The sequence below is a fragment of the Acidithiobacillus sp. HP-2 genome, from assembly GCF_015100155.1.
Taxonomy (GTDB): Bacteria; Pseudomonadota; Gammaproteobacteria; order Acidithiobacillales; family Acidithiobacillaceae; genus Acidithiobacillus.
This window is the reverse complement of the sequence record NZ_JACKZA010000025.1, coordinates 20,218-30,610: the sequence shown is the minus strand read 5'-3', so window position 1 is coordinate 30,610 and position 10,393 is coordinate 20,218. Positions and strand designations below refer to the sequence as shown.

The 10,393-nt window shown below is 51.1% G+C and carries 9 protein-coding genes; 8 read left to right on the top strand and 1 reads right to left on the bottom strand.

The genetic code is table 11. The features are described 5' to 3' along the window. Positions 1-374: transposase (locus tag H7F11_RS15135; RefSeq protein ID WP_193658224.1), on the top strand; the 374-nt coding region annotated here is incomplete at its 5' end. 389 nt (positions 375-763) lie between these two features. After that, positions 764-1,984 carry an IS110 family transposase gene (locus H7F11_RS15130; RefSeq protein ID WP_193650532.1) on the top strand — a complete coding sequence of 407 codons (1,221 nt, stop codon included), beginning with the start codon at positions 764-766 and terminating at the stop codon, positions 1,982-1,984. Between the two features lie 121 nt (positions 1,985-2,105). Here the strand turns inward: H7F11_RS15130 and H7F11_RS15125 are convergent, their stop codons facing one another. Continuing rightward, on the bottom strand, positions 2,106-2,387 hold the full coding sequence (locus H7F11_RS15125) for a hypothetical protein (RefSeq protein ID WP_193650533.1): 282 nt from the start codon (positions 2,385-2,387) through the stop codon (positions 2,106-2,108). Between the two features lie 343 nt (positions 2,388-2,730). Between H7F11_RS15125 and H7F11_RS15120 the strand changes: the two genes are divergently transcribed. The 6 genes from H7F11_RS15120 to H7F11_RS15095 all read left to right on the top strand — a co-directional run bounded on the left by H7F11_RS15120 (position 2,731) and on the right by H7F11_RS15095 (position 10,088). Then, on the top strand, positions 2,731-3,009 hold the full coding sequence (locus H7F11_RS15120; protein WP_031570453.1) for a DUF1778 domain-containing protein: 279 nt from the start codon (positions 2,731-2,733) through the stop codon (positions 3,007-3,009). Further along, positions 3,006-3,503, top strand: coding sequence for a GNAT family N-acetyltransferase (locus H7F11_RS15115; RefSeq protein WP_193650534.1), 498 nt, complete (start codon positions 3,006-3,008; stop codon positions 3,501-3,503). Before H7F11_RS15120 ends, H7F11_RS15115 begins: the two co-directional genes overlap by 4 nt. Before the next feature lie 109 nt (positions 3,504-3,612). Continuing rightward, on the top strand, positions 3,613-3,867 hold the full coding sequence (locus tag H7F11_RS15110) for a type II toxin-antitoxin system Phd/YefM family antitoxin (RefSeq protein WP_010642640.1): 255 nt from the start codon (positions 3,613-3,615) through the stop codon (positions 3,865-3,867). Further along, positions 3,860-4,120, top strand: coding sequence for a Txe/YoeB family addiction module toxin (locus H7F11_RS15105; RefSeq protein WP_193650535.1), 261 nt, complete (start codon positions 3,860-3,862; stop codon positions 4,118-4,120). Before H7F11_RS15110 ends, H7F11_RS15105 begins: the two co-directional genes overlap by 8 nt. A gap of 29 nt (positions 4,121-4,149) precedes the next feature. Beyond that, the gene (locus H7F11_RS15100; protein ID WP_193650536.1) at positions 4,150-9,027 is read left to right on the top strand and encodes a DEAD/DEAH box helicase; all 4,878 of its coding nucleotides are present in this window, start codon (positions 4,150-4,152) and stop codon (positions 9,025-9,027) included. Then, complete coding sequence (locus tag H7F11_RS15095; RefSeq protein ID WP_193650537.1) at positions 9,024-10,088, top strand: hypothetical protein; 1,065 nt, start codon at positions 9,024-9,026, stop codon at positions 10,086-10,088. Before H7F11_RS15100 ends, H7F11_RS15095 begins: the two co-directional genes overlap by 4 nt. Positions 10,089-10,393 lie beyond the last annotated feature (305 nt).

Here is a 10,393-nt window from a genome sequence, read left to right as displayed (position 1 = left end):
CGACAGATCTGACTCTTTCCGTTACCCAGATCATCGAATACTATGGGGCCCGCTGGAAAATCGAGGCCGGCTTCAAAGAAATCAAACAGGAAATCGGGAGCGCCCGCAGCCAGAACCGGACCGCTGATGCCGTCACCAACCACCTCCATTTCTGTCTGCTCGCCACGACCCTGACCTGGATTTACGCCGACCGGATCAAGGCCGACCCCAAGCGCCGCCATATCGTCAAGGGACGGACCAGTTTTGCCTTCTCCGATGTCCGCAAACTGATTGCAGATGAAGCACTCTCCGAACATTTTCTGGGACTTTGGCCCCATCTCTGCCAACCCCCTCATAAATCATTCACGCAGATGCTCATGCGTATGGTGGCGTAACATGCGGCGAGCTGTATCTCATGAAAATCGGTGAAACTTCAGCTAATGTGATAGCACCGCTGATCAAAAGAAGCCTGAGCAATGCCCTAGCCTCGGCATAATGCGAATCTTCGCTCATAAAATATTCGCTGCTTTCTAACGTGCATTGCGACTCGCGCCACCCCGGAGAATGAAAGAAAATGGGAGCGGGTGGCGGCGGATTGAGATCGCGCGAAATTTTGGTGACTTGATCCCGTTTCTAACGTGACCCGCCGGGCCGACTCGTACCCCGGATTGCCTCCATGAGAGCGCACATTAAGAGGACCGCCTGTGGCTTGCTGCAGGCAGGTTGATTCGGCATCGGCATCCGTCGCCTCCCACGTTTTCAGTATAGATGGAGAGGAAAGCCAATGGAACTGAAACCCATTTTTCAACGTGTGATCGGCCTGGATATTCATCAGGCACAAGTGACGGCCTGTGCCATCATTGGTAACCCGGATGGCACTGTGGAGGTAGAGCGCCGTCAGTTTGGCGGCTTCAAGAAAGACCGCCGGGCCTTGGCGGATTGGTGTGCGACCTGGCAGCCGGATGCAGTGGTCATGGAGAGTACCGGGATTTACTGGAAAAGTCCCTATGCGGCTTTGGAGCAGGTCGGTATTCGTGCCCAGGTCGTCAATGCCCGTCACGTCAAACAGGTGCCCGGTCGCAAAACCGATGTTGGCGATGCGGAATGGCTGGCCATGCTGGCGCGCGCGGGCTTGTTACGCGGTTCCTTTGTCCCGCCGGCGCCACTGCGGGAATTACGCTTGATTGCCCGCCAACGCCAGAAGTTGGTCGGCATGCTGGCCTCCGAAAAGAACCGGCTACACAAGGTGCTGACCGACGGGGGGATCCGCCTGGGCGTGGTGGTCAGCGACATTCATGGTCAATCGGCACGCGCTATGATCAAGGCGCTGATTCAGGGCGCCACGCCCCAGGAGGTACTGTCCCTGGCGAGCCATCGCCTCAAGGCCAGCCGGGAGGAGATTCTGGATGCGTTGCAGGGCGATTTGAGTGCCTGCCATCGTTTTGTTCTGGACGAAGTGATGCACCATATCGAAGCCCTGGAAGCGCAGATCGCGCGCTTCGATACCCGCTTGCTGGACGGTTTGGCCTCGCAACAGCATGCACTGGCGTTGCTGCAGACCTTGCCGGGAGTGGATACTATAGGTGCTGCCTTATTGCTGGTGGAAATCGGGGACGATATGAAGGCCTTCGGGAGTGCCGATCGCCTGGCGTCGTGGGCCGGTCTGTGCCCGGGCAACAACGAATCGGCCGGTAAGCGCAAAAGTGGTCGCACCCGGAAAGGGAATCCTTACGTGCGCCGCGTCTTGTGCGAATGCGCCCATGCCGCCAGTCGCACCCAATGCGCCCTGCGCACCAAATTCCAGAACCTGGTCGTGCGCCGAGGTCATAAACGATCCATTATCGCCTTGGCCCACAAAATGCTGCGCATCATCTACTTCATGCTCTCTCGCGGCACATATTACCGGGACGCCGCCACCGATTATGAAGCCTTGAGCGTACAACGTAATGCCGCACGCTGGATCAAAAAGCTGATCAAGTTCGGATTCCTGCCCGATCCGGCATAACCGCTTTCAGATCCCGTCAAATGGTCCTCACAGGCCAGGGACTTCTGTGCCCGTAATCCCATTTCTTTCACATTAAGTTGAAGTGGTTGCAATAACCGATTAAAAAGCAACATGCGTTAAATCACGCCAAAGCCGGGCTGCACCACTTATCAGAATGCAGCGGTCGGTTCTGGATGTATTCCCCTAACCATGCCTCATTCCGCCAGGCACATTCCCGCACCATCACGGCCAGCATCTTTTGTATCCGGCTGGGTGGAACATTCTTAACCCATCGACGAAACCGCACATCTTTCGTGTAGAAACCAACAATCGTACTTATAGCAATCGCATGAGCTGGGCTAAGAACGTGCATCTCAACATGGTGAAAAACATTTTTAGCCATCGCATGAATATCTGTTTTCATGACAATCCCCTTCTCCTTCATTTTGCTTATAGGACTATAACACAAACAGATCTGCGAGTATTTCCCAATCCGGTACCGGCACAAAAGACGAGCGGCGCATGAGCGTTATGCGCCTGCGATCACGCGAACAGCCGCAATCGCCTAAGACGGAATGTCTCCCATGGATTGCAGAAATCCGATTGTTACCGTAACAGAACTCGTCAATGCGGCTTCAATGGGCCACCGGTAGGCGTAGGGCTATCGAAAAAGGTTCTTGTTACGATACGGGAAAAGCGGTGATGTTGACGTGTGCGTACAAATGGCCCACTCTAAAAACACTTCAGAACAAGCAAGGATGGCTGACATGCCCGCATTGACCAAGAATGCCCGATTACATATCCGTTGCGATCATGACATACGAAGCCTGTTGGATAAGGCAGCTTCCTATACCCACATGAGTGTCTCTGAATTTGTCCTGAAAAATGCGGTAGAACAGGCACAAGAGGTCGTTCAGGCGCACGAAAGCATAACGCTTTCACAGACGGCTTTCGCCGCTTTCCTGGATGCCCTGGATAACCCCCCTCAACCGAATCCGGCCTTGCGTCAGGCTTTTCAGCGTCACGCCCAGCACGTTGTTAAATGAATTACTCCCTACGGGCATTGGACGCTCGTGCCCGAACCGATCCATTCGATTGCGGAGAGGTCAGGCTGAATGAATACCTGCAGCGTTATGCCAGCCAGGATATTAAACGGGGCATAGCACGGGCATTCATCGCCTCCCCTGCCGAAGAATTAGAGCGGGTTTGCGGATTCTACACGTTAAGTGCGGCCAGCATTGCCGCACAAACGCTTCCTGATAAATTCAAAAAGAAGCTGCCACGTTACCCCATACCTGTAGCACTACTGGGCCGTTTGGCCGTGGATCAGACATTCCAGAGGCAGGGGCTTGGCACGGTCCTGGTAGCAGACGCTTGCAAGCGCGTTACCGTAGCCAGCGAAACGCTCGCAGTAGCGGCTATCATTGTGGATCCGAAAACCGCCCAGGCAGTCGCTTTCTATCAGCATTTGGGCTTCGTTGCGCTGAATGATCCGAATAATCGCCTGTGGTTGCCACGTTCTGTCTGGTCGGGATTGTAGCTTGCGATTAAATCACGTCACTCCGCCATAGCACCAACCAGAAACGCTGGACGGATAACCCATAACCCCCTAGTCTTGTACTCTAAATTGTACGAGTGGAAAAACAGCCATGCACATAGTCAGCTATTCAGAGGCCCGGAGCCATCTCAAGGAAGTGATGGATCGCACAGCGGCAGATGCCGATGTCACAATCATCACCCGACGCGGATCCGCCAATGCGGTTCTGTTGTCCCAGGAACATTACGACAGCCTCATGGAAACGGTCCATCTGCTCCGCTCGCCAGCTAATGCCGCACATCTGGCCCAATCCATTGCCCAGGATCAGGCGGGTAGCCGAGAGCCCCATCGTTTAGCCGATGCCTGAGCGCATTTGTTGGACACTGGCCGCATGGGAGGATTACCAATACTGGCAGAGACAGGACCGGAAAACCCTGCGGAGAGTAAACACGCTTATCCAGGATTGCCTGCGGAACCCGCATTCCGGCATCGGCAAACCTGAACCATTAAGAGAAAACCTTTCCGGATACTGGTCACGGCGCATTGATGACGTGAACCGGCTCGTTTATCGCAGTACCGCAGAAGAACTCATCATTATTTCAGTTCGGTATCACTATTAACGCAATCGCTTCACAGGAAGATTCCGCAAATGCCTAACAGTTTTCAAGAATGGATGAACGAATTAAACCGCTTCGCCAAAGACGTACATCACAAGGGGATGCTGTTCGAGCGATTCATGGTGGCCTACCTGAAAACCGACCCGGTGTATGCGGATAAACTGGATGCGGTCTGGCAATACAAAGACTGGCCGGATCGACCTGAGCACTGGAATGCCGACAATCTGGGCTTTGACCTGGTGGCCAGGACGATTGATGGCGACTACTGGGCCATACAGTGCAAGTTTTATGATGCAAAGAGCCGGATCCACAAGGAAGCCATTACCAATTTCACCCATGATGCCAGCCGCAAGTTCATGGTCGATGGGGAAGAAAGAGAGTTTTCTTTCAAACTCTTTGTGGACACACAAAACGATCTGGGTCGGCAGGCCGAAGAAGCCCTCAATGACATTGATGATCTTAAAGTTCTGCCTTTACGCAATATGGAAGCCGCCCCGATTGATTGGGAGAAGTTCAGTTGGGGTGCCCCGGAAGCTCTGACGCGCACCCCAGGCAAATCCTTGCGCGAACACCAGCGCGAGGCTTTGCAGGCGACACTAGAGGGTTTTGAATCCCAGGATCGTGGCAAGCTCATTATGGCCTGTGGTACAGGCAAGACCTTTACCAGCCTCAACATCATGGAGCGCATGGTCCCTGATGACGGAATGGCGCTGTTCCTGGCCCCTTCGATCACCCTGGTATCCCAGACGCTCCGAGAATGGGCGGATCAGGCCCAGAAGCCCTTTGATGCCTTTGTGGTCTGTTCGGATAGCAAGGTCGGGCAGGAAGATGAGGACATGAGGACGGCAGAACTGGCCTACCCCGCGACCACGAGCGCGGATAGGCTGGCCAACGCTATTCAGAAAACCAAAAACAACCGGCGGAAAGTGATCTTTTCGACGTACCAATCCATTCAGGTCGTCATTGACGCGCAAAAAGCCGGGAATCTGCCGGATTTTGACCTGGTTATTTGCGATGAAGCCCATCGGACTACCGGCCTCACGCTGAAAAGTGAATCCACAAAGGATTCGGATTTCGTCAAAGTCCATCAGAACGATCTGCTTCGCGCCAGGAAACGCCTCTACATGACGGCCACTCCCCGTATCTATACCGAGAAAACCCGCAAAAAGGCCGACGAAAAAGAAGCGGTACTCTATTCCATGGATGACGAGGCCATCTATGGCCCGGAGTTCTTCAACCTCAGTTTCGGTGAAGCGGCCAGTCGGGGCATTCTCGCGGAGTACAAGGTCATCATTGTGGCCATGCGCGAAGAGGACATGGCCAGCATCGCCAATGAGTACAACGCCACTTACAAGCTGGATGAGAAAAAGGGTATTACGGTAGAGTTTGCCACCCGCATCATCGGAGCCTGGAAAGGCTTATCCAATCACAATGTTCAGGTGATTGACGGGGCAGACGTAACCGAAACCAGCAATGCCCCGGCCATGAAACGCGCTGTGGGTTTTTGCAAGAGCATCAAGGCCTCTGAGCAGGTCCGTGACGCCTTTGGTAAGGTCGTAGCCCTGGCATTGCAGGAGGAAGGCAGCGAAGACGCGGATAGCCCTGAAACGCCCCACACTTTCCTGCAGGCCAAGACCCGGCATGTGGACGGCGACATGAACATGGGCGAGCGTCTAACCCTGCTGGACTGGCTCAAAGAAGAACCGGAGTCCGGTTCCTGTCATCTGCTGACCAATGCCCGTTGCCTTTCCGAAGGTGTGGACGTGCCGGCGCTGGATGCCGTGATTTTCTTTGATGCCCGTGATTCCATGGTGGATATTGTGCAGTCCGTGGGCCGGGTCATGCGGAAGGCTCCGGGCAAGGATTTTGGCTATGTCATCCTTCCCATTGCCATCCCCTCTACCGATGTGGCGAACTACGACGCCTATATCGACAAGGATCCGCGTTTTCAGGCGGTCTGGAAGATTCTGAAGGCATTGCGGGCGCACGATGAACGCCTGGTGGATGAATCGGAATACAGGCGTCGTATGGAAGTCATAGACGGTGGTGGTGGATCATCCCGCAAGAAAAAACGGAAATCCGGTCCCAGTATCGGTGGCGATACCATTGAACTGCCCTTGCTGCCCATCGAGAACATTCAGAAAGCCCTGTATGCCGTTACACCCAAGCATCTGGGCGATAGCGAATACTGGGCGAGCTGGGCCAAGGATGTAGCGAAAATTTCCCGCACCGTGATTCAGCGCATCGAAAACCTGATCGAGAAAAGAGAAGGTGGAATTGCTTTCAGAGCGTTTCTCAAGGGGATTCGTAAAAACCTGAACAGCGGGATCTCCGAACAGGAAGCGGTGGAAATGCTGGCCCAGCATGTATTGACCAAGCCCATTTTTGAGGCCTTGTTCGGGGACCGGTCCTTTTCTGCTGAAAACCCGGTATCCCAAGCCATGCAGCGGATTCTGGCGGTCATCGACAAGCATGATGTCGATGCGGAAACCGAGAAGCTGGAACGCTTCTATAAGGACGTGGCCAAGCGGGTTTCTCTGGCCCAGAGTGACGCATCCAAACAGGATTTGATTCGCAATCTCTACGACACCTTTTTCCAGGCAGCTTTCCCGGAACTGGTGGCCCGTCTGGGTATCGTTTATACCCCGGTCGAGATCGTGGATTTCATTCTGAACAGCGTCAATGAAGTGCTGAAAGAACATTTTGGCGGGGATTTGAACAGTGAGGGGGTGCAGATCCTCGATCCCTTTACCGGAACGGGTACTTTCATTACGCGCCTGATCCAGTCCGACCTCATCAAGCCCCATGCGTTGCCGCGCAAGTACGAAAAAGAGATTCACGCCAATGAGCTGGTCCTGCTGGCCTATTACATCGCCGCCATCAACATTGAGTCGGCCTACCATGCCAAGACCCTGCAATATAAGCCGTTCAACGGCATTGTGCTGACCGATACCTTCCAGATGAACGAGCGCAGTGAGAAGGAATCGAAAGACTCTCTCGGTGTCACCGATGAAAACTACCTGGAAGGCAATTCAGAACGCGCTGAGCTTCAAAAGAAGCTGGATATTCGGGTGATTGTGGGAAACCCGCCGTATTCTGTAGGGCAGAAAAGCGAGAATGATAACAATCAGAACATGAAGTATCCGCTACTGGATGCGCGGATTCGGGATGCTTATGCAAAACCATCAAATGCAAATTTAGTAAGAAGTTTATATGATTCATATATTCGCGCAATCCGTTGGGCCTCGGACCGGATTGGAGACAAGGGCGTTTTGGGCTTTGTCACTAATGGTTCCTTTATAGACGCGAATGCTATGGATGGGCTGCGAAAGGGGTTGATCACAGATTTTAGCCAGATTTATGTAGTGAATTTGCGCGGGAACCAAAGAACTTCTGGTGAGTTTTCTCGCAAGGAAGGTGGAAAGGTTTTTGGTTCAGGTTCCCGCACCCCGGTAGCCGTCACCATCCTCATCAAAGACCCGCAACATACTGGTCCTGCGGAACTCTATTATCACGATATTGGCGACTATCTGAGCCGTGAGGATAAACTGAATATCATTCGCAAGGCTTCCAGCATAAAAGGATTGGCCTGGAATCACATCCATCCCAACGAAGCAGGTGACTGGATTGAAAAGCGAAGCGAAGGTTACGAAAAATTCATGTTGTTGGGCGATAGAGAAAATGATGCAAAAGCCATTTTTAGTATTTATTCGAGAGGTATTGCGAGTAGCCGTGATGCTTGGGTCTATAACCAAAGCCGTCAAGAACTGTTAGACAACATGCAGGATATGATTGATGTGTTCAACGCGGATTCTGCAAAATACGCGCAAATCTGCGATGGTTTATCAAAATTGGAGTGGCCGAAGGTTGAAGATGTCATTTGTAACAATCCAGAACAAATCAGTTGGACCGACAATCTTAAACAAGATATTTTTCGCGGTAAACAGCATGATTTCATACCGGAAACGTTAAGAACGGCCATGTATCGTCCGTTTTGTGAATATTGGTTGTATTTTGACCGTCAATTTAATCATAGAGTCTATCAAATCCCGCGTTTGTTCCCGACTGAACGGCAGAAAAATGTGGCTATTCCCGCGACAGGGATTGGAGCCACCAAAGATTTTTCTTGCTTGGCTGTCAAGACCATTCCTGATCTTGAAATGATTTCTAAGGGCCAATGCTTCCCCCTCTACTGGTACGAAACCGTCGAGGAAGCCCGCAAACGCCTGAGCAAATTGGATTCTTCACAGGGCAGTCTTTTTGATGAATCGGATGATCTGGACGGCACCCCGGATGCAGATGGGTACATTCGTCGTGATGCGATTACGGACTGGGCCTTGGCCGAGTTCAGAAAGCACTATCAGGATGAAAGCATCGAGAAAATTGATCTGTTCCACTACGTCTATGGCCTGCTGCACTCACCGGAATACCGGGAAACCTACGCCGCAGACCTGAGCAAGATGATTCCCCGCATACCTTACGCGCCGGACTTCCGGGCTTTTGCCGAAGCCGGAAAGAAGCTGATGGAATTGCACCTGGGTTATGAGGAAATAGCGCCTTGGCCCCTAGAAGAAATCTGGTCCAGTGCTGCGCGGGATTACTCGGTGCAGAAGATCCGTTTTCCGAAGAAAGGGGAACGTGGGAGTATCGTCTATAACAACGCCCTGACGCTGAAAGGCATACCAGAGGAAGCCTATGCCTATGTGGTCAATGGCAAATCTCCGGTGGAATGGGTGATGGAACGCTATTCCGTGCGAGTGGATAAGGCCAGTGGCATCGAGAATGATCCTAACCGGATGTTGGAAGAGATTGGCAATCCTAGATATATCGTGGAGTTGATTGGCCGGGTGGTGCGGGTGAGTGTGGAGACTCAGGGGATTGTGGATGGGTTGATAGGGGTTTCGATATGAAACCGTTTAACAAGATACTCATCGCAGACGATCAGTACCATTTTTTGAAGCACGACAGGGAGATTCACTCGTATTGGTGGGGAGATTACAGCGAGACAGTGGATTTGGCTCTTGAGGATCATTACTCGAATATAAAAAAATATGAATTGCCAGATTTTGTAAATCATGAGGTTGGAAGTCAGTTTGATATAGCATTGCACATAGCTTTTTACGCATATTTCAACTGGCGATTATGGGATGTCGCGGCACTTAAAGCGATTCTTTCCTACGAGTTATTGCTAATGATAATTTATAAGGAAAAAATTGATGCGAGTGACAAAAAAGGTAAAAAAACTTACTTTCCAAAGCTAATTGGTTATGCACATGCAGCTAATTTAATTAACAATAAAGAATTTGGTACTAGCAAGATGTTCTTGAAAGAAATGAGAAATTCATTTTCTCATGGATACAAGAGTATTGCTGGTTACAATAACTCGCTTGAGATAATAGGATCATGTAGAGATATAATAGTAAATGTAACAACCGGATACCAAAGTCGGCAGGACAACACCAATAAATATATTATACAAGAAAATATCGGAATGTCTGACACGAGAAGTCGTGCTCAAGATTTTTTTATGAAAACTGTCGAGCCGACAGTGAACGAGTTTCTTGCTGATAAAACAAATATTCGTCGCGGTCGGCTGGCAGCCATTGTATTGAGTCACATGGTTGATTATTGGTGCGTCGATCACCCTCAAGAAAACAAAACCAAAATACGGAAGGATCTTGCATCAAAAACTCCTATCGAAAATAATTATTCTTCTTCTCAGGCAGTCTGGGATGCTTGTGATGCATCAAAGCATGCCGTACTCGATACCAAGCCGCATGTCTTGAAAGATGCGCAAAATGTAAAGCAAAGCATGGTAGGAGCGTATGGGACGGCATCTTATTGGGAGGCCCCCTATGGTATGCCTATCCCAAGTGATGTCGTCCTAACTCTCGATAATGGAAAACGCTATTCCTTATCCAACGCTGTCAGCCGTGTTATGGATGTCTGGAGGCAAAAACTTGCGGAATAGCGGTTATCTGTGCTGTTGTTAGGTTTTCTATATCGACTGCTGCAGGTTACGATAGCACTGGATGAGATTGCATGACAGGTATGGACGAAAAACTTGAGGCCACAACATGAACACAACAAATAGTTTTTCTGTTCTCGTACAATTGGAAGACTCACGAAACTTTCGTGAAGCTTACGCGATTTGGCAAAAAACACTAGATTGTAAATCGTATGAGTACCCCCCCAGAGTCTGTCGGACCGTTAAGAAACGGTAAAATAGAAGGCGTAAATTACCCTTGTGTCCCTGAACTATTCCTGCGTTTTCTT